Source organism: Pseudorhodobacter sp. E13 (genome assembly GCF_003991405.1).
Lineage (GTDB): Bacteria > Pseudomonadota > Alphaproteobacteria > Rhodobacterales > Rhodobacteraceae > Pseudorhodobacter.
Genome location: NZ_RPEN01000151.1, coordinates 22,010 through 41,111, shown reverse-complemented (window position 1 = coordinate 41,111; position 19,102 = coordinate 22,010). Strand labels below are relative to the sequence as shown.

Annotated in this window: 15 protein-coding genes; 11 read left to right on the top strand and 4 right to left on the bottom strand. The window is 61.9% G+C overall.

Translation table 11 applies throughout. The features are described from left to right. Positions 1 to 32: 32 nt before the first annotated feature. Together EGN72_RS06625 and EGN72_RS06620 are read right to left on the bottom strand one after the other, a co-directional pair. Positions 33 to 2,186 (bottom strand): hypothetical protein, encoded by a 2,154-nt coding sequence (locus tag EGN72_RS06625; protein ID WP_127045873.1) that lies wholly within the window; start codon positions 2,184 to 2,186, stop codon positions 33 to 35. After that, on the bottom strand, positions 2,183 to 4,633 hold the full coding sequence (locus EGN72_RS06620; protein ID WP_127045872.1) for a hypothetical protein: 2,451 nt from the start codon (positions 4,631 to 4,633) through the stop codon (positions 2,183 to 2,185). Before EGN72_RS06620 ends, EGN72_RS06625 begins: the two co-directional genes overlap by 4 nt. Positions 4,634 to 4,789: 156 nt before the next feature. Between EGN72_RS06620 and EGN72_RS06615 the strand changes: the two genes are divergently transcribed. Beyond that, positions 4,790 to 7,753: a hypothetical protein gene (locus EGN72_RS06615; protein WP_127045871.1), complete on the top strand. Its 2,964-nt coding sequence runs from the start codon at positions 4,790 to 4,792 to the stop codon at positions 7,751 to 7,753. Positions 7,754 to 8,341: 588 nt separating this feature from the next. Here the strand turns inward: EGN72_RS06615 and EGN72_RS06610 are convergent. Next, positions 8,342 to 9,481 (bottom strand): cytochrome c3 family protein, encoded by a 1,140-nt coding sequence (locus tag EGN72_RS06610; RefSeq protein ID WP_233587055.1) that lies wholly within the window; start codon positions 9,479 to 9,481, stop codon positions 8,342 to 8,344. 190 nt (positions 9,482 to 9,671) lie between these two features. On the opposite strand from EGN72_RS06610, the gene EGN72_RS06605 reads away from it, so the two are divergent. From EGN72_RS06605 to EGN72_RS06570, 8 genes are all read left to right on the top strand, one after another. Next, on the top strand, positions 9,672 to 10,946 hold the full coding sequence (locus EGN72_RS06605; protein WP_127045870.1) for a Na(+)-translocating NADH-quinone reductase subunit A: 1,275 nt from the start codon (positions 9,672 to 9,674) through the stop codon (positions 10,944 to 10,946). Next, positions 10,943 to 11,719 (top strand): RnfABCDGE type electron transport complex subunit D, encoded by a 777-nt coding sequence (locus tag EGN72_RS06600; RefSeq protein ID WP_127045869.1) that lies wholly within the window; start codon positions 10,943 to 10,945, stop codon positions 11,717 to 11,719. The genes EGN72_RS06605 and EGN72_RS06600 overlap by 4 nt, the downstream gene beginning before the upstream one ends. Continuing rightward, positions 11,712 to 12,512 carry a Na+-translocating NADH-quinone reductase subunit C gene (locus tag EGN72_RS06595; RefSeq protein WP_127045868.1) on the top strand — a complete coding sequence of 267 codons (801 nt, stop codon included), beginning with the start codon at positions 11,712 to 11,714 and terminating at the stop codon, positions 12,510 to 12,512. The genes EGN72_RS06600 and EGN72_RS06595 overlap by 8 nt, the downstream gene beginning before the upstream one ends. A 3-nt stretch (positions 12,513 to 12,515) precedes the next feature. Then, positions 12,516 to 13,181, top strand: coding sequence for an NADH:ubiquinone reductase (Na(+)-transporting) subunit D (locus EGN72_RS06590; protein ID WP_127045867.1), 666 nt, complete (start codon positions 12,516 to 12,518; stop codon positions 13,179 to 13,181). Then, positions 13,178 to 13,789 carry an NADH:ubiquinone reductase (Na(+)-transporting) subunit E gene (gene nqrE / locus EGN72_RS06585; RefSeq protein WP_127045866.1) on the top strand — a complete coding sequence of 204 codons (612 nt, stop codon included), beginning with the start codon at positions 13,178 to 13,180 and terminating at the stop codon, positions 13,787 to 13,789. The genes EGN72_RS06590 and nqrE overlap by 4 nt, the downstream gene beginning before the upstream one ends. Continuing rightward, positions 13,786 to 15,006 carry an NADH:ubiquinone reductase (Na(+)-transporting) subunit F gene (gene nqrF, locus EGN72_RS06580; protein ID WP_127045865.1) on the top strand — a complete coding sequence of 407 codons (1,221 nt, stop codon included), beginning with the start codon at positions 13,786 to 13,788 and terminating at the stop codon, positions 15,004 to 15,006. Before nqrE ends, nqrF begins: the two co-directional genes overlap by 4 nt. Before the next feature lie 15 nt (positions 15,007 to 15,021). Then, positions 15,022 to 15,999, top strand: coding sequence for an FAD:protein FMN transferase (locus EGN72_RS06575; RefSeq protein WP_127045975.1), 978 nt, complete (start codon positions 15,022 to 15,024; stop codon positions 15,997 to 15,999). A gap of 174 nt (positions 16,000 to 16,173) precedes the next feature. Then, complete coding sequence (locus tag EGN72_RS06570) at positions 16,174 to 16,569, top strand: CBS domain-containing protein (protein ID WP_127045864.1); 396 nt, start codon at positions 16,174 to 16,176, stop codon at positions 16,567 to 16,569. A 191-nt stretch (positions 16,570 to 16,760) separates the two neighbouring features. Here the strand turns inward: EGN72_RS06570 and EGN72_RS06565 are convergent, their stop codons facing one another. Then, positions 16,761 to 17,342, bottom strand: coding sequence for a rhomboid family intramembrane serine protease (locus EGN72_RS06565; protein ID WP_127045973.1), 582 nt, complete (start codon positions 17,340 to 17,342; stop codon positions 16,761 to 16,763). On the opposite strand from EGN72_RS06565, the gene EGN72_RS19460 reads away from it, so the two are divergent. Continuing rightward, positions 17,343 to 17,597 carry a hypothetical protein gene (locus EGN72_RS19460; protein ID WP_233587054.1) on the top strand — a complete coding sequence of 85 codons (255 nt, stop codon included), beginning with the start codon at positions 17,343 to 17,345 and terminating at the stop codon, positions 17,595 to 17,597. 273 nt (positions 17,598 to 17,870) lie between these two features. Continuing rightward, on the top strand, positions 17,871 to 19,088 hold the full coding sequence (locus EGN72_RS06560) for an FAD-binding domain-containing protein (protein ID WP_127045863.1): 1,218 nt from the start codon (positions 17,871 to 17,873) through the stop codon (positions 19,086 to 19,088). Positions 19,089 to 19,102: the final 14 nt, after the last annotated feature.

The window sequence follows — 19,102 nt, the reverse complement described above, 5'->3', positions numbered from 1 at the left end:
AACGCAATTGGCAGAAAGCGATCATTATCCGATCACTGCTCTTGTGATTTAAGGCTGTTCAGATCAGCCCCATAGTCTTTCAGCCAGGTGGTAATCTTGGCCTGATCTTCCTTTCCCTTCATCCATCCCGCAAAAAGCGAGCTTTCCAGTTCCGGGTCCATCGCACAACCGAACGGCAACGCCTTGAGGACTTCCAAGCTGAAAGAGCGGTAGGCGCGTTCTTCCTCTGGCGTGATGGTCTTCTTGCCCATCAGATCGGCGATCCGCCCTGTTTCCGCAGCCTTGGACAGGGCCAGTTGCGCCTGTTCGCGCATCGGGTTCAGGTCGATCTTCTCAAGCCGATCGTATTTGCCAAAAACATCCAGAAGATCTTCATCGGTCATGCGCCGACCATACACGATCGGGAAAAGATAGGCCATTTCCGCCACCTTGTCATAGCCAAGACGCGTCGCCCCGTGCAACGTGCCGCCGGAAAGAAACACGAAGGGATCCTTGCCGGCATTGTCCTCGACATAAGCCGAGAGCTTTGCCTGACGATACAGATAGTCGTCGAGCATCAAGTCATTACCGTTCATGTTGACCCAATTCTGCATTGCCTCTGATCCCTTCTGGGACCCGGCGATCTGGGCAAAGTTGTCTTGGGTATCGACGGCCTTGCGCATGGCGGTATCGGCCATTTCCGGTATCATCAACGCTTCGGAGAAATAGGTTGCGATGTCGCCCAGACCTGCTGGCAGGAAATCTCCGCCCTTCTTTGCAAGCCCTGACATGATGCTCATGGCAAAGAGCAGATCCTGCTGCGCCTCGCTGTAGCGCCCGGAGGCCATGCGGGTCCGGGCAGCAGCGACCTTGCTTTCGTATAGCGTGTATTGGTCGTAAACTTCCTTGACCGCGTTGCCGACCTCGACCCCTTTTTTCAGCGTGTCGACGACGAATTTGCTGTTCTGGGTCTTTTTGCGCAAGCGTTCCAACTGCGCGTGATTGTCGAGGTTCAGCCCTTGCGGCATGCGAAAGGTCGGGTCCAGCTTTTCCATCTTCTGGGTCAGAGCGGCCAGATCGTCGACGTGTCCCGATGTTGCCATTTCGACATATTTTTGTGTCATGTCCATCGTCGTCGTCAAAAGCACGATCGCCTCTTTCGAACCGCCGCCCTTCGTCGCGCCCAAGGCGTCGGAAAACGCCTTTACGTCCTGCACGCCGCCGATGATCTTGCCCAGACGGTCGATATTCCTGGCCATGGCGTCATGGCTTGCCAGCCGTGCGCGGGCGGCGCTGTGGGCGTTGTGGGCGTCGCGGGCGATGGCATAGGAATCGGGGGTGCCGTCGGCGCGGGCCTTCTTGGCCGCGGTATTGTAGATCGACTCGGCCCGAGAGACGTTCATCGCCTCGGTTGCATGGGCAAGATCGGTCAATTCCTTCATGGTGGAGAAGAATTCCTGCTGATGGTTCGGGTCCGACACCAGCGCGGACAACAGTTGTTTCATCGCGGATTGATCCAGCGCCTTCTGAATCTCGACCTCGGCCTGTCGCAGACGGTTGCCTGCGTCCAGAATGAAGCGGTCGGCTTGCGCCTTTTGCGCTTCGGCCAGTCTTTTGGGGGGCGGCAGAACGGGAACACCGCTGGCCGCCAAGTAGTCATACCCGCGAAACCGGTCCCGCAGATTCTGTTCTTTTGACAGTTCGGCATGGCGCGCCTTGCAGCGCTGAAAGTCCTCGTTCAGCTTGCGCTTTTCCAGACCGGAGCGGGCTGAAATCGCCCCCAGCATTTCCTCCAGAACCGAATTTCCGGAACCAAGCGGGTTGGTGATTGCACAGCTGTCCCAGATGGATTGCGTCGTCGGCAAGGGGTTGCGAAAGCACCCATAGCCCGAAACGACACAAGGATCGCCGGGCTGGTTACAGCTGTAGCGCGGGTCATATTCGCCAAGCGTGCCGGGATGATAGAACTGAGAGGTGCCGATCGCCCCGTAGCCTGCGCTTTTGCACAGGCAATTGTAGAAGGCTTCAGTGGGCTGGACGCCAAGGCGCCCCAGCGTGGCGATATGCTTTTCATAGGGCAGGAAGATGATGCCCTTCAGCACCTTCTTTTCGGACGGGCTGCGCCCGTTGTCTTGCGCAAGCGCCGCAGCACCCGACAGCGCCGCGATCACAGCCGCAAGGCCGATCAGACGGAAAGCATTGGTCATGGTCCATCCTTTGTCATTTGCGTGGCAAGCCAATCCAGATAGGCATCGGCATCAAAACTCTCGTTCGGCTCCAGCAAGAGCCGGGTGCCCAGATCCATCAGGGGCGGTGCCACTGTTCCGATGGTGACATCGGTCAGGCGAAGCTGCGCCGGGCCATATCGGTGCCCGGCAAAGGACAGCACAGAAAGGTGATGGCGCGTGCCCCGACGCAGGCTTGAAAATCCCTGGGCCTCCAGCGCGGTGATACCGGGCAGGGTGACGCGCACTGTGGTGTCGGTGACGTCAATGAACAGCTTGCCATCCCACAGCGCCATATCTGCGGCGGTCAGGGGGCGGGTCCAATTGGCATAATAGCCGCCATAAAGCTGCAACTGCCATGTGCCGGCATTGCGCCCCTCGTCCTGCTTGATCAGCGCCACCAAAAGGGATTGGTCCTTGTTCAGATCCGCCTTGGCTGAGTCGGCCAGTTGCACATGAAGCCCCGATGTGCTGGCCGGATCAAAGCGCAGTGCAATCCGTTGCCCTGCCAGATCAAGTCGGTCATCCAGAATGACAACCGGATCGGTGGTGATGGCCCCTGCGGCGGCAGTGTCAAACCGGGCCGAAGTCTTTACGGTCAGGCCATTGCCATCAAGGCTAACCTCTTTTGCCATTTCGGGTGAGGCGGGGGTCACGACCGTCCAGCCCGCCAGCCGCCCCGGAGCCATCAGAACCTGACGATCAAGCGGGGCGAAGCCGGATGGTGCCTGATCTTGGTCGGACAGGACGGGCCCGATCTCGCGGATCAGGTCGATCCGTCGCAAGCCCAGTGTGGCGGGCAAGTTCGGTTTGGCGGTGTGACTGGTGACGATCAGGCGCAGGGCGCGCCCATCGCGCAGCGTTGGCCATGCAAGCCCGGTTTCCAGCGCAGCGCCATCGGCGATCACGTCGATCATGCCCGGTCGCAAGACCAGCTCTAGCACCTTTGGCATATCGGCCATATCGGCAAATTCCAGCGTCGGCAGGTCGGTCGCGTTGCCGGGCAGCCGGCCCAGTTGCAAACCGCCTTCGGCCGTCTTGACCAAAGTCACCACATAGCTGCCATTGCCGGGGTCGCCCCCGTCCAGCACCTTGTCAGGGATCAGCGCCACCCGCAGGCCCGAGGTAAAATCCGGGTCAATCTCGATCCGCAAGCGGGTGTTGGCAGTATCGGTGAACCTGTCCAGCCAGATCAGCGGTTCAGGCGAGAAAAGCCCGGCATTGGCATGGTTGCGGCTTTCCCCGACCGAAATCGCCAGCATGCCGTCTGCCAAGCTGGCGCTTTCGGCAAAGGGCAGGTTGCGGATGGTAAAGGGTTCCATCCAGGGGCCAATCCTGCTGGCGTCGAAGAGGGTGGTTTGCAAAGCTGTTCCGGGGGGTGCAAAGGCGGCGGGCAGGGCTGTGGGTGGGTTTGACACAGGCGCACGCAGGCTTTGACTGGTGATCATCGCCAGATCCATTGCCGCCTTGCCCTGATGGGTGCCCGGCCGGGCCGACGCTTGCAGATGCCAGCCTTGCAGCCCCATCTCTGGCGGCAGCATCGTTTCGGCAAGCCAAAGCCCCGAGGCATCGCGCAACACGGCCAAACCTTTTTCGTCCAGATCCAGCACAAGGGATGACGGATCCTCCAGACCTTCCAGCGGCACCTGCCCCTTGCGGCCTTCGTCAAGGTATAGAGCAACAAGGGGCGGGCCGCCGTTCTCGCTGCTGATCCGGATCATCAGGTCATGCGCGGGCCAGTCTTCCTGCCCCGCCACTTCGGGTGCCATAAGCGTGAACTGCGCGCCGTCGGCCTGATCTGACGCCAGAGTGAACGTCAACCGACGGATCAGGCCACTGTCTGGTTCCGGCAGCCAGACAACGGGGGCCACACTGGTCAAACCCGCAGTTGCCGTGCCGTTGTCGGGGCCAACGCGCAAATGCAGGGACTGGTCCGAATAGCTGGCCCCAGCGTCGAAATCGCCACCACGATGGGCGTAGGGCAGCCAAGCCGGATCGGGCTGGCCCATAAACAGCACCTGCGGTAATTCGGGGGGGGCCACCAGCGCCATCGCCATGCCTGCGGGCGGCTGCGGTGTCAGGCTGATCATGGTGCCACGGCTTTGATCCAGCAGGAATAGCGAGACGCCCCTCTCGGCCAGAAATGCCGCAAGAAGCGGGCGTTGCAGCCGCGACAGCGACTGCGCGGGATCGGCGGCCAGCGTGACAGAAACCACCCGCTTGTCGCCGCAAATCAGCGCCCATTCCGGCGCCATACCCAACCGTTCCAGTTTGTCCCAAGCGGGCAGGGCGGCCGTGCCGGGCTGGCAGGCGACCCCTAGATCATCAGAGAAAGCCTGCACCCAAGGCTGCTCTGGCGTATTCGCCCAAAGCGCCTGCGCCGAGAGCGTCCCACACAGGATAGCGCTTTTGCAAACGGTCAAAAACATAGCTTGCCCCTTTTGGCCTTTTGGCGGCTGAAACCGCCCAAGCATCACCGGCGACAAGGACAAGAATAGCACCTTGGCCGAGTCTGCGATCTGAGGTGGATCAAGGCAGTCGAGGCACATCTGCGGTAGAATGGTTCAGATCATGAGGAGTGTGCCATGAAGACGATGCGTGACCCGACAAAGCGTGGTTTGGGGTGGTATGTCCACCTGTGCATGGCCAGCACAGCGTTGGGGGTATTGGCAGGTGTGGCCATGGCGCAAACTGACAGCTTGCCACCCGATTGGCAGCGCCATGACTTTCGCGGTGCCAGTTTTGCCGTGCCTTCGGATTGGACTGTGGTGCAGGACTCGGACTCTGGCCTTGGCTATATCGCGGGCACGGCCGAGGCACAGACCGGGCCCGGCTTTGGCATGACACTGACCGCCATGCCGAAATCCATGGTCAGCGGCCTAGAGCCATTGGGCGAAGAGGTGATTGGCGGTTGGGTCTTCAACCGCTTTCGTGGATCAGAGGCACCAGATGGCAAGGTGACGATCGAAGGCGATGTTCTGATTTCGGCAGAACCGGTCTTGGGCAACGAACATATTGCCATCATCCGTTCTGCCCACGGGGACGCCCTTGCCAAACATGAAGATCTGTTTGCCCGGATCATGGCGACGTTGGCCTTGCCCATGGCCGATGGACCGTGGCGGGAGCCGGTTCTCGGCGCTGTGTTGCAAGCACCATTGCCCGACGCGTGGAAAGACTATCGCCCGGAGGAACACAGCTATATCGAGTTCACCCGGATCGACCCGAGAGGTGCGGTCACGCTGATCCGGTATGACGCGGCCGACAAGGATTGGGACAGCTGGACCTACCACGTCGAAAACCGGACCCCCGCAGAAAGCGTGACTTTCATGGGCCAGCCCGCGCGGTTCTATGATTGGCACAAGCCGCAAGACAGCTATGGTGACAATTCCGACGACCCCGAATCTGTGCGGCTCTACGTTATGGAGACATGTCTGCCCGATGGTGCGCCTGTCGGTGTGCTGATCGAAGGCATGCCGTCTTTTCAAACATCCGGCACGGTGCAGAACCTGCTGGACGGGCTGCAATTCACGCCCGGTGACGGGGCCGCACCCTGTGCCGAAACAGTGTTCCCGGTGCCGGAAACCACAGGCGATGGGGGGGCGCGACGCAGTGTGACTGGCAACAGTCTGTTGGTGCGCCCGGTGCCGCAGCCTGATTGGCCTGCGCTCAACCTCGGCGGGCTTCGCTTTGGCGTGCCGGAAAGCTGGACGGGTGGCCCGGTTGACAGCGGCCTTGCCTATATGTCGTCGCAAGGCCAATACGAACTGTTCGTCGGCACCACCCCGGATGCCCCGGCCCAGACTGCTGACCGCAGGGAAATCGTGATTGACGGTCAACGATTTGTCGAAATGAGTCAGCCAGATGGCGCGGTGCTGGTTTCATTGGCGCCAGTCGGGGCGCAGGGGCACTTGTTGATCAGCCTTCGCGGTGGTCAGCCCGATGGCCCCGGCTTCATCGACATCCTTGCGACCATGACGATCGACACCGCCGCGGCGCAACCGGTTCCGACGCTGGGTCTGGAGGGGCTGGTTGAATACACGCTGCCGGTCGGCTGGACCGTCACCGAAATGCCCGACAGTTTGACCCTGATGGAGGATGAGGGGCGGGGGTATCTCACGATCCTGCGCGGTGCCGCGTTGCTGGCACCCGATGGGTTGGCCGGATCGGTGCCGCTGCGCGCCCATGGCAATTTCGAAACCCTGCCGGGTTTGGAGCTGTCTGGCTACGCTTGGCCCGGAACGGTTCCGGAATTCATGGAGAATGGCGTTGCCGATCCGGGATATCATCGCTTGTGGATTTCCAGAACCTGCTTGCCGGGGGGCGAGGCTTTTGCCATCGCCTTTGGTGGTGTCCAGAGCTTTCGCGAGGGCAAGGAGCTTGGTCAGGTGACATCCAGTCTGGCTTTTCATCTGCCCGAGGGGTCGGCAGAGTGTGACGGGCCGCGCAGTGCCGGTCTGATTCTGGATCCTCAGACCGATATGGTGATCGGCCCGATGGTCGAGTCCGCCGGTTTGTCCGCGCCCACGGAAACACCGCCAGTGCCAGAGGTTCAATCCGAACCGAAAGTCGCGGCAGCGCCTGATGTGGCACCACCACCTGCGGCGCAACTCGCCCCGCCTGCGCCACCTGTTCTGGCCGTGCCTCCCGCGCCACCCATTGCAGACCCGGATGTTTTTGTGGCCGAAGAAGGGGGCTATTCGCGCTATACCAATGGGCGATATGGCACCCAGATCAGCTACCCCAGTGATTATTTCAGTCCTCAACCGCCTCCGGACAGTGGTGATGGCCGCAGCTTTGTTTCGGCCGACGGCGCGGCGCAATTCATGGTCTTTGCGCAATATGACGCGATGGGGCTAGGGCAGGAGGGTTTGAAGCAGTTTGACCTTGAGATGTCCGGAAGCGATCAGATTACGCAGTCGACCGAAGGCCCCGGCTGGTATGAGATCGCAGGCTTTTCCGAGGGGGCAGCCTTTTACCGCAAGGTCTTGGTCAGTGCCGATGGCTTTGTTCAGGTGTTTGAGATCAGCTACCCGCCGGCCTTGGCCGCCAATTTCCAACCGGTGATCCGCTATATGGCCGATGGCTTTGGCCCGATGGGGGGCCAGCCCGCCGCGAATACCGACCGAGACTACGCTGGTTCTGACGACATGTCGGTGGCCGAGGGGTATCCGCCGCTGAACACCGCCGCGCTGTTCACCCCGGCTCGTGGCACCGCCTTGCGCACTGCGCTGGCAGATACGCTGCGTGTGCCTGTCGAGGGCCTTTTGCAGCAACCGGTGATCTTTGTGATCTCGGTTCTGAAAACCGATGGCACTTGGGCATATTTGCAAGGCAGGCCGGTTCAACCAAACGGAAAGGCAATCAACTGGGCCGCCACACCCTATGCCAATGACATCGCCAAAGGAGTGATGAGCGATACGGTGATGGGACTGATGCAGAATATCGACGGAGAGTGGGTGATGATGATGCTCGCCTTCGGCCCCACCGATGTCGCCTGGTATGACTGGCTTGATATCTATGGATTGCCAGAGGATCTGTTCGCCCCTTGATGGGTCAACATTTGATGCCGCCTTTGGCCAGAGATACAAGATCTTCTTCGGCTTTACGCGGGATCTTTGGGCCGGTTCAGGCCGGTAGGAATGCCCTTGCTCGCGGCGCATTTTCATAAAGCCCGGCGTTTCCGGGCAAAGGGCATATTCATCGTCAAGGACCTGCGCGGGACGCGGTAAAATCAGCGGCGTGCCACTGTCAGAAGCACCTTGGCGGGACGGGCCGGGCGCGGATTTATCGCCGCGATGACAAAACCCAGCCGCTTGCGCGTCGCAGCGTTGCGGTTGATTTGCACGACCCTAGCATCAACATCCGCTTGAATTCGTTCGTTTAAGTGGAACAGATTTTGCCCGCAGCCGCCGCAACACGCTGCCCCCCCGGAATGAAGGCGAAGTTTGATCCGTTGGCCAGCACAGAAAACGGACCACAACCGCAATCAAGCGCAAACCACCTTTGCCAAGCCTCGGGAAAGAACGGCTTCGGACGCCCCATTCAGGCGTCCGTCAGCCAGTAAAGACTGCCTGTTGATCAGGTATCCTCGCGAAGCCTGAATGAAACAAAAAGCCCGAAATCAGTGGGTCTGGCCCTTAACGATACAGGCTCCATGACGCAAAATCCTGCCCGAGCGGGCCTGCAATGTCTTCGATGGAGTCGTATAAAAGTTCTAGGGCATAATGTGGGTTGTGCGCGAAGGCACCCGCGTCTGAAGTCACCAGTTTCCAGTTGTAGGCAGCCTTCAAGAGACGCGGTGTCCAAGCCTTATACGCAACTGATTTTCCGTCTGCTTGGTCTATCCGCCCGTCGCCATTCGCATCGGCAAAGAAATACGGGAAGCTGTGACCGTCATAGACCATAGGCGTCCCCGCGATGGATTTGGAATATTCGATCACGAGCCCGTGGAGACGCTCTGCATTGGCCGCGATATCCGAACGGATGCCCTTGGCAAGATTGCCGCTACCGTCATAGCTGATGCGGGACAGGCGGATGTTGTCGGGCGTGCCGTCTTGGTGGCAGGTGGAACAGCTTTGCTGCGCCACTTCAAGGCTGTGGGGTTCGTGACACGAAACGCAGGTTTCCACCGGTCGCGCATGGAAGAAGCGGCCCGAATAGGTTTTCGCGGGATAGTGATAACCCGCCCCACCATAGCCCCCAAGCCAAGTGGCGGCGGCTACAGCGTAATGCGGGTTAATGAAATTCAACGCAGGGTCAGGCGTATCGGCATCGCGCGTGCCGACCGCTGCGGTGATCTGCACGCCCGAGGCACGGCCCTGATGGCAGGTCATGCAAGACGCCTCTGCCGTCGATGCGACGGGGTGCATAAGCCCGCTTGGAAACTTCACCTCTGTGATGCTGGTCAGACCCGGATCGTGGCATGTCGCGCAATCCACCACACCGCCTGTCGGCACGGGGGTCGCGGAGGGGCCACGTTCGCTGCCGTCCAATCCGTGAAATATGCGAAACCCTGCGCCGGAATGGCATGTGGCACAGGCAGGCGGAATCTCCCCTTCGGCATTCCAGTGGGCAAAGGATTCAGACGCTGCATCCGAGTGCCCTGACCGCGCCCAGTTTGAAATGGCAAGCTGGTTTTCGATCTTGATCTGATCCGGGTGAAACGGCCCTGACCGGGGCATGACAAACAGCTCAAGCTCTTTCGCAATGGCCTCGATCTCGGGTGAGGTGGGGGTGGTCACATCCTGCGCAAAAGACTGCGCCGGAACAGTCGCCAAAATGACAAAAGAAACATATATCTTAAAAATATCTTTTATTTTCAAACCTGTATAAATCATCTTTTGTCGCTCCTTAGCTGTCTTGGCTATACGTTCGCGCAATTTCTTGGTATCATTTCTGGGTGATTTCCGCAATCGCTTGCGCGGGCAGGGTGGTGCGGGAAACAAGATGCAGACCAACGGAGAAGATATGTTCGGTCCTCTTTTTTCCGCAGGGCTTGTCTTGCCTTTTTCCACTTTACCCTCGGCGCAGGCCGCGCCTGAAACGCATATCACGGACGAAGCCGCGCTGATCCCCGATCACGGTGAGGCGTTGCGCATCGAACTGTTGGTGCCCGAAGGTGGGCGTGTAGCGCAGGGGCAACCGGTGATGCGGCTGCGCGATACACCCGGAATTGCCCTTGTGGCGCCAATGGCCGGGCAGGTTGCCCGTATCGAACTGCGTCCGGGGCGCCAGTTGTTGCAGGCTGTGCTGTTTCACGATGCCCGTGGCGACCGCTATCGGTTCGATACAAGCACCGCTGCGCGCGGCCCCGATGGTCTGCGCGCATTGCTTCAGCAAAGCGGGTTGTGGCGGATGTTTCGCAGCCGCCCCTTCGGCCACCCCCCCAAGGTGGCAGAGGTTGCGGCGGCGATCTTTGTGATGGGTGTGGACACGCGGCCCAATGCCGCCGCCCCGGCAGTGGCGCTGGCCGGGCGCGAGGCGGATTTTGAACGCGGTCTTGCCGCGCTGGCCGGGTTTGCGGCGGGGCCGATCTTCTTTTGTGAACCCGGCAAGGCGCGCTATGGCGGGGCTGTCCCGTCACAGATCACGCGCCTACAGGCGGGTGCGCTGCATCCGCAAGGGGCGGCGGGGCTGTTGATCCACCGTCAGTTTCCGGCGCGGATTGCCGCCCCGGTTTGGGATATCGCCGCCGAGGATGTGGCCGATCTGGGCGCAGTGCTGGAAACCGGATATCTGCCCCCCACTCGGCTGGTCGCTATTGCGGGGGATGCGCTGCGCGAGACGCGGCTTGTTCGCTGCCAGCCGGGCGCGGATTTGCGGGGGTTGACCCAAAGCCTCGTGCGGCCCGGCCCGCATGATATTCTGTCGGGCGCGTTCCTTGATGGCCGCGCCGCGCATTGGTTGGCCCCGCGCGACCGGCAGGTCACCGTGTTATCCCGCGCTGCGCAGCCCAAGCTGCGGCACTGGTTCGGGGCGGCGCTGGATCAGGCGGCGATTGCGATGCCGATCATCCCAACCGCCGCCTTGGAACAGGCCATGGGCGGCGCGGCGTTTCCTGTCGCTGCAATGATCCGTGCGCTGGCCACCAGAGACACCGAGGCTTTCACCAAGCTGGGCGGGTTGTCGCTGGTTGAAGAGGATGTGGCGCTGGCCGATTACGTCACCGGGGCTCGGCCACGGCTGGCCGACCAATTGCGCGCGATGCTGAACCAGATCGCCAAAGAAGAGGACGCAGCATGAAGCGGGGCCTCTGGGACCGGGAGATGGTTGCGCTGTTGCTGTTGCTGGCAATGCTGCCGATGGTTTTCGCGTGGCTGTGGTTCGGCGGCCTTGATGCGTTGGGGCGGCTTGTCTTTACGCTGGTGATATCGGGCATCTGGCATTTGGTTTTCATGCTGGCGCGGGCGCAACCGCCTTCTTTCGCCGGGGCGATTACAGCAGTGGGGGTGGCGATGCTTGCCCCGCAGGACCTGAGTTTGTTGCAACTGATCTTGGGAATCAGCTTTGGGTCGGTCTTCGCGGAATTGGTGTTCGGCGGCTGGGGCCGCAACGTCTTGAACCCGGCAACTGTGACGATTGCCTTTCTGGGCTTTGGCTTTCCGACGGCTGCTTGGCCGGATTTTGTTGCCCCCGTTGGTTGGGCCGCGTTGCCGGCCTTGGCGATGGGGGTGGTCTTCGGGGTTATGTCGTTACGGTTGATTTTGGGGGCGATGGTCGCGCCGGGGGTGGCGCTTGCCTTTGGGGTGCCTGTCGCGGCGGCGCTGCCCGTGGCGGCACTTGTGTTGGCGCTGCTTGTCACCGACCCGGTGGCCAGTGCGTCCACCCGGCTTGGCGGCTGGCTGAACGGGGGGCTTTATGGCGCGCTGGTTGTGCTGTTTGCCACCGGTTGGCAAGGGGCCGCCACGGCCCAAATCGCGGTATCCGCCGCGCTTTGGGCCTCTCTCGCCGCGCCGCTGCTGGACGAGGCGGCGCTCGCGCTTTGGACAGAACGCAGGAGACGACGTCATGGTTGACTTGAACCCGCTTACCGCGTGGCGCAGATTTCTGGCGCTGCCCAATGAAAGCAGACCCAAAACGCTGGGCATGGCCTTTATCGTCTCGGCCGTCTGCGCGCTGATGGTCAGCGGGGCCACGGTTATGCTGCGGCCCATTCAGGCCGCCAACCGCGCTGTGGAACAACAGGCCCGGCTGGAGGCGCTGATCTCGGGTATTCCGGGCATGACCGAGGTTTTGTCGCAAGCGGGGGGCACCGTTTCCACCGTTGTTATTGATTTGAACCGGGGTGCGGCAGCGACCGGGGTGCAGCCCGAAACCCTGTCTGCCGCGCTGGAAGACAGCGGCAACTGGACCGGCCTGACCCCAGCGCAGGATCTTGCCGGGCTGGGCCAGCGCCCCAATTACGCGCAAGTGTATTTTCTGCGCGATGCGGGCGGTGATCTGTCTTTGGTGCTGCTGCCGATCAGTGGCGCGGGCTATAACGGGTTGATAGACGCAATCCTTGCACTGCGGGCCGACACGAATACCATCGCCGGGCTTGCCATCACCAACCAGTCCGAAACGCCGGGGCTTGGCGCCCGGATTGAGGAAGCGGCGTGGCTGGACCAGTTCCGCAGCAAGACGGTCGCAGATGCCAGCGGCACCATTCGCTTTGCCGTTGCCCGTGGTCAGGCAGGCAGCGAATATGAGGTCGATGGGATCACCGGGGCCACCCGCACATCAAACGCCATCACCCGCATGATGCGCTTTTGGCTGGGGCCGGACGGTTACGGCCCGCTTCTGCAAGCCATCAGGCGGGGGGAGTTCTAGGCCATGAGCGCACGCACAGGTCTTTGGGGGATCCTGACCGAACCGTTGATCCGGCAAAACCCGGTGACGCTCCAGATCCTTGGGATCTGTTCGGCGCTGGCGGTGACAACATCGGTGGCCACCGCGCTGACCATGTCCGGGGCGCTGACGGCCGTTGTGGTGCTTTCCGCCGGGGTGATCAGCCTGATCCGGCGGCATATCCCGGACTCGATCCGGCTGATCGTTCAGATCGTGATCGTCGCCTCGTTGGTGATTGTGATCGATCAGCTTTTGCAGGCCTATCTGTTTGAGATCAGCCAGCGGCTGTCGGTTTTTGTCAGCCTGATCACGACGAACTGCCTTGTGCTGGGGCGCACCGAATCCTATTCGCGGCATAACCCGCCCTTGCGCGCGATGGTCGATGCGCTTGGCAATGGGTTGGGCTATTCACTGGTGCTGACCGTGATCGGCGCGATACGGGAGCTGTTCGGGGCGGGGTCGCTGCTGGGTTGGCAAGTGTTTGCAACGGTCGATCAGGGGGGCTGGTATACGCCGCTGAACCTGATGCTACTGGCCCCTTCGGCCTTTTTCCTGTTGGGGGGGCTGGTCTGGGCGATCCGCAGCATCTTGCCGGACCAGGCAGAGGCGCTGGACTATCTGCGCCCCGATGACCCGGAGAATGCGGCATGACCGAGCTTTGGTCCCTTTTTCTGCGCGCGGCCTTTGTCGAGAATATGCCGCTGACCTTCTTCCTTGGGCTGTGCACCTTCATCGCGCTGTCGCGGAAAACCGCATCGGCGCTGGGGCTTGGCATCGCCATGATCGCAGTCATGGGCGTGACCGTGCCGCTGAACCACCTGATCTATACCGCGCTGCTGACCCCCGGCGCATGGGCTTGGGCTGGCCTGCCCGAAACTGACCTGTCCTATCTGAAACTTATCGCGTTTATCGGTGTCATTGCCGCCACCGTGCAACTGTTGGAAATGGTGCTGGACCGGTTCTTTCCGGCGATCTATGCCTCATTCGGGGTGTTTTTGCCGCTGCTGACCGTGCAATGCGCCATTCTGGGCGGCAGCCTGTTCATGGTGGAACGCAATTACAGCCTAGCGCAATCCACAGTCTTTGGCCTTGGCGCGGGCTTTGGTTTTGCCGTGGCGGTGGTCATGCTGGGGGCTATCCGGGCGCGGCTGGCCTATGCTGACCTGCCACAGGGCCTGCGGGGTCTTGGGATCACCTTCATACTGGCGGGCATGATGTCGCTCGGCTTTTCCGCCTTTGCGCAGATGGTAGCATCATGACCGAGATCCTGCTGGGTGCGCTTATCATCGTTGTGCTGCTGGTCGCACTGACCTTGGCGCTGCTGGTCACACGCCGCAGGCTGATCCCTGCCGAGGCGATGACCGTAACGGTCAACGGAACCCATACCATTCAGGCCGCAAGGGGGGACCGATTGCTGGGCGTGCTGCATGGCGCGGGCATTGGCATCCCTGCCGCTTGTGGCGGGTCGGGCACCTGCGGGCTGTGCCGCGTGGTGGTTGAAGGCGATGGCGCGGGCGAGGCGCAAGCCACCGAAAAAGGCATCCTGTCAGCGGCCGAACGCAAGGCACATGTGCGGCTGGCCTGTCAGGCGGCCCTGCGTGGCCCCTGCGCTGTCACGGTGCCGCAGGCCTTGCTGGGCAGCACCGGATTTACCTGCACCGTGCTGTCCAATCGGCAATTGGCCCCGCTGATCCGCGAACTGGTGCTGAAACTGCCCGCAGAACAGCCCTTCGATTTCCGCGCCGGTGGGTTTTTGCAACTGACCGCGCCGCCTCATGACCTCGGTTTCCACCAGATCGACGTGGAACCCGCGTTCCGGGATATCTGGATGCTGGCCGACTGGCCGCAAATGCGCTCCGTCTCGGCCGAAAGTGTTACCCGCGCCTATTCCATTGCCAACCGGCCCGAGGATGTGGGGCATGCGGTGTTCAACATCCGGCTGGCAGTGCCCCCCGCAGGGCAAGAACGGGACCTGCCGCCGGGTGTTGTCTCATCATGGCTGTTTGCGCTGAAACCCGGTGAAACGGTCGAAGCCTCTGGCCCCTTCGGTGATTTCCATGTTCAGCCGACAGAGCGTGAGATGATCTTTATCGGCGGCGGTGTTGGCATGGCCCCGCTGCGCGCGATGATCCATGAACAGATCGGGCAGGGCACGCCCCGGCGGATGCGCTATTTCTATGGCGCGCGCTCGGCGGCCGATCTGTTCTATGTCGAAGAGTTCGAGGCGATTGCCGCCGCCCACCCGAATTTTGACTGGACACCCACCCTGTCTGACCCCGCGCCGGGCGATCGTTGGCAAGGGGCCACCGGATTTGTCCACGACACGGTGCGCGCCGCGCTTTTAAAACACCCCGCCCCAGAGGATTGCGAGTATTATCTGTGTGGCCCACCGGTGATGATTTCCGCCGTGCTCCACATGCTTGCAAAGCTGGGGGTGGAACCGCAATCAATCCACAATGATGATTTTGGAGGCTAAGCCATGCCGACCCATATGACCCGACGCCAGATAATCGCCCTGACAGGCGCCGCGCTGTGGTCCGGTGCCGCAAGGGCCGAGGCCCCGGTGCCGCTGACGGGGGCAAACCCGGTTGAAACCATCGAGGGGCGCGCCTTTGCCAGTCACTGGCGTATCACCACCCCCGCCGGAACCCGCATCGCCCGCCATCGCGCCGGGATTGAACGCCTGCTGGCCCGGGTCGACCGCGAAATGTCGCCTTGGCGCGACGACAGCGACCTGTCCCGATTCAATGCCGCACCGCAGGAATGCGCGGTGTCACCCGATGTGGCACGGGTCGCCCGTGCCGCGCTGGGTCTGGCGCAAAGCAGCGGCGGGGCGTTTGACCCAACAGTCGGGCCATTGGTGGCGCGTTGGGGGTTCGGGCGCATTTCCGGCCTTGAGACTGGGCGTTGGCAAGGGCTGGCAGTGGGTGACGATCGCCTGCACAAGGATCAGCCGGGCCTGACGATGGATTTGTGCGGCATCGCCAAAGGGCGCGCGCTCGACCTTATGGCACAGCATCTGCTGACAGCGGGGGCGACGGATTTCCTGATTGATCTTGGCGGAGAGTTGAAAAGCGCGGGCCTGCATCCCTTGGGCCGCGACTGGCGTGTGGCAGTGGAAGACCCGCGCATCGGACAGGAGGGCGCAGCCGCCGCGCTGGTCTTGCCCTCGGGGCTGGCGGTCGCGACCTCTGGCCTGCGGGCGCAAAGCTATGACTTTGGCGCGCATCGATATGGCCATATCATCGACCCGAAATCCGCGCGCCCCGCGCAGGGGCGTATCGCCTCTGTCTCGGTTCTGAGCGGGACGGCGATGATGGCAGACGGATGGGCCACCGCACTTCTCGCCGCTGGTGAGGCAGGGCCGAAGATCGCCCGCGCCAACAGCATCGCGGCGCTGTTTTTGCTGAACAACGGCGCGGCACTTGATGTGATAACCACCGGCGGCTTTGACCGCTATGTGATGTAAGGGGCGGGCGATGGAACTGCTACTCGGACTTGTCGTCGTTGTCTTGGCCATGGGGGGGCTTGCGCTTGGTCTGGCCCTCGGGCGGGGGCCGGTCAAAGGCTCGTGCGGGGGGATGTCTTGTCTTAAGGATATTGCCTGCGAAGGATGCCCGCACCGCAAGACCGGGGGCGCGGAATGAGCGTGAATGAAACCCTGCGCGGGCTGGTGCGCACCGACCTGCCGGTGCTGACGCCAGACATGCCTATCCGCCGCGCCGTCGCCACGCTTGTGCAAGAGCGTGCGGCAGCGGCAGCCGTGCTTGATGACAGCGGCGCGCTGCGCGGCATCCTGAGCCAGAAGGATTGCTTCCGCCCGACACTGAACGCGAGCTATTATCAGGAATGGAAGGGCACAGTGGCCGACTTTATGACCGCCGAGGTCGCGACGCTGCCCGTCAGCGCCGATATCACCGATGCCGCCGAAGCCTTCCTTACGCATTCCTACCGGGTCTTTCCCGTCCTTGATGGCGCGCAATTCCTGGGGCTGTTGCGGCGTTCGGATGTCCTGAAGCGCTTGGTTGAAATGGGCTAGGGAAAGCTTGTATCTCTGACCTCTCATCGTTTCCATCTACATCGATGAAAACGCCATGCCACGCACCTGAAACAGCAAGGAGGGTTGCTTTTCTGAGGTGCTTTTGGCGGATGCTCGGGAAGCCACCGCTAAAAGGGCCGCGCAGCACTCCGACTGTCAACCAAAGTTTTCAAGGGGCCGTTTGTGCGGGTTCAGTCCCGATTGACGTCACCGAGGCGCGGCGCGTGCACATGGGTTCGGATGAGGAGCGCAGCCGCGGCGCCCGCGATAGCGCCGAACAGATGGGCCTCCCAAGAGACGCCGGGTTGACCCGGCAGCACACCCCAGAGAATGGAGCCATACAGAACCCCGACCAAGAGTGCTGCGCCGAGCGTAATCGGTGATCGATCCACCAGGCCACGGGCCACGAGGAAACCGAACCAGCCAAAGATCAGCCCAGAGGCACCAATATGGATGGCAGAGCTTCCAAACAGCCAGACCAGACCACCGCCGAGGCCAATCACTACGGCGTTCACAGCCAGCAAGGCCCGCGTGGCAGTGGCCACCAGCAACCCTCCCATCACCAATAATGGCGGCGTATTGGCCATTAAATGCGCGAAGCTTGCGTGCAATAGCGGCATTGCGATGATGCCATCCAACCCGCTGACGTGCCGGGGAATAAGGCCGAAGGCCGGATTGAAGCCGTAGCCGAAAAGCCAATTGACGACCTGCACCGCCCAGAGCAGTGAAACAAAGGCTGCAAGCGCCGTGGCGCGCCGAAAGAAGGCGCGCATGTGATCCCGTTTTCCCATGTTGGCGACAATAGCGGCCTCTACAGCGCCTTCAACGGCTTTTGTCCGCTGCACAGGTGGTGGTTTCAACCGATGGACTTCTGGGCGAAAAAGCAAAACGATACGCTGCTATCAAGGACCTGCGATGCCGCTTCTCATCCCGGTCCTGACGGCGGCTCAGCGCCGTCACTTTCGCAAGCAAGACCTGCGGATCACGCGGCCCGCCATCTCGCGCTATGCGCCGCTTTGGATGACTGACGAAGGTGAACAGCAACTGGTGGGAAAGCAGGTTCTGGCCAAATTTCGCCGCATGGTATCGTCAAGCGCGCATCGAAAACAGGTCGCCCGTTGGGTCTGTCTTTGCTTGTCCTGCATAGGCTGCGCTTTCACCGCGATGGGTTTTTCTTGTGGCACGGGGCTGGCGGCCCCAGACAGTGGCGCGCAAAAAGTGCCGGGGGCTGGTCATTGCCCCACCTTGAAATCGCTTTGCGCTGCGCCATTTGACCGGCAAGTGCAAAGAGGATGACCGCGATGACCGATCTGACAGCGACCCGCGCCGAAGGGGAGGCCCGGCTGGTGGCATTTGTGCCGCGCATGGGGCGGCGCTATGCCAATGGGCGCAACACTGACCACGGGGCGGGCGCGCATTTGGCGGTGTCGGTCTTGTCGCCCTATATCCGGCGCAGGTTGGTGCTGGAATCCGATGTCGTGGCGGCAGCGCTTGCCGCACACGGGCCAGAGGATGCAGAAAAATTCGTGCAAGAGGTGGTCTGGCGCGGCTATTTCAAAGGCTGGCTGGAACAGCGCCCTCAGGTCTGGGCCAGCTATGCGCAGGGGGTGCAGGCCGATCTTGCCGTGCTGGACCGGGACCGCCGCCTGCGCCGCGATGTTGATCGCGCGATGGCCGGGCAAACCGGCCTTGATTGCTTCGATGCCTGGGTCGAGGAACTGGTAGACACGGGCTATCTGCACAATCATGCCCGCATGTGGTTTGCCTCGATCTGGATATTCACGCTGGGGCTGCCGTGGCGGCTGGGCGCGGATTTCTTTTATCGGCATCTGTTGGATGGCGATGCGGCCTCTAACACTTTGGGGTGGCGCTGGGTGGCGGGGCTGCACACGCGGGGCAAACCCTATCCGGCAGAGGCGGGCAATATCGCAACCTTCACCGCCGGGCGCTTTATCCCCCGCCCGCAAGATCTGGCAAAAGTGACCAAAGGGCTGGAGGGGACAGAGCCGGATGGCCTGCCCCCCTTGCGCCCCCTGCGCCCTTGCACACCGCCGCAAGCCGGCCAGCCCACGGCCTTGCTGATCACGGATGAGGATTGCCGGATCGAAGATTTCGGGCTGGCGGGTCTCGATATCCGTTGTGCTGCCACGCTCGCGACCTCCCACCTGCGATCCCCCTTGCCGGTTGCAGCGGCGGTGGCCCGGTTTGAGGGGCGCGCGCTTGCAGATGCAGCGGCGCGGGTGGGGGGCGTGGCCACACAGATGCAGGCGGGCGCAGCAGATGATCTGGCGAAATGGGCCGCATCGGTCGGGGCCACGCAAATCGCAACGGCCTATGTGACACGGGGGCCGCTGCGCGACTGGCTGGATGAGGCCGCGCCTGCGCTGGCGGCACGGGGGATCACCTTGTGCGAATGGCAGCGCGATTGGGATCGGGCAATCTGGCCCCATGCCACCGCAGGGTTTTTTAAGGTCAAACAGCAAATTCCCCGCTTGCTCGACGTGCTTTTGCCCGCGTGATGATCCGTTCCGGC

What these genes read in the sequence shown, in the direction of transcription:
- EGN72_RS06570 (WP_127045864.1), top strand. Translation starts at nt 16,174, where the DNA reads ATGAGCGTGAATGAAACCCTGCGCGGGCTGGTGCGCACCGACCTGCCG.
- EGN72_RS06575 (WP_127045975.1), top strand. Translation starts at nt 15,022, where the DNA reads ATGACCCGACGCCAGATAATCGCCCTGACAGGCGCCGCGCTGTGGTCC.
- EGN72_RS06625 (WP_127045873.1), bottom strand. Translation starts at nt 2,186, where the DNA reads ATGACCAATGCTTTCCGTCTGATCGGCCTTGCGGCTGTGATCGCGGCG.
- nqrF (WP_127045865.1), top strand. Translation starts at nt 13,786, where the DNA reads ATGACCGAGATCCTGCTGGGTGCGCTTATCATCGTTGTGCTGCTGGTC.
- nqrE (WP_127045866.1), top strand. Translation starts at nt 13,178, where the DNA reads ATGACCGAGCTTTGGTCCCTTTTTCTGCGCGCGGCCTTTGTCGAGAAT.
- EGN72_RS06565 (WP_127045973.1), bottom strand. Translation starts at nt 17,342, where the DNA reads ATGCGCGCCTTCTTTCGGCGCGCCACGGCGCTTGCAGCCTTTGTTTCA.
- EGN72_RS06560 (WP_127045863.1), top strand. Translation starts at nt 17,871, where the DNA reads ATGACCGATCTGACAGCGACCCGCGCCGAAGGGGAGGCCCGGCTGGTG.
- EGN72_RS06590 (WP_127045867.1), top strand. Translation starts at nt 12,516, where the DNA reads ATGAGCGCACGCACAGGTCTTTGGGGGATCCTGACCGAACCGTTGATC.
- EGN72_RS06605 (WP_127045870.1), top strand. Translation starts at nt 9,672, where the DNA reads ATGTTCGGTCCTCTTTTTTCCGCAGGGCTTGTCTTGCCTTTTTCCACT.
- EGN72_RS06615 (WP_127045871.1), top strand. Translation starts at nt 4,790, where the DNA reads ATGAAGACGATGCGTGACCCGACAAAGCGTGGTTTGGGGTGGTATGTC.
- EGN72_RS06595 (WP_127045868.1), top strand. Translation starts at nt 11,712, where the DNA reads ATGGTTGACTTGAACCCGCTTACCGCGTGGCGCAGATTTCTGGCGCTG.
- EGN72_RS06620 (WP_127045872.1), bottom strand. Translation starts at nt 4,633, where the DNA reads ATGTTTTTGACCGTTTGCAAAAGCGCTATCCTGTGTGGGACGCTCTCG.
- EGN72_RS06600 (WP_127045869.1), top strand. Translation starts at nt 10,943, where the DNA reads ATGAAGCGGGGCCTCTGGGACCGGGAGATGGTTGCGCTGTTGCTGTTG.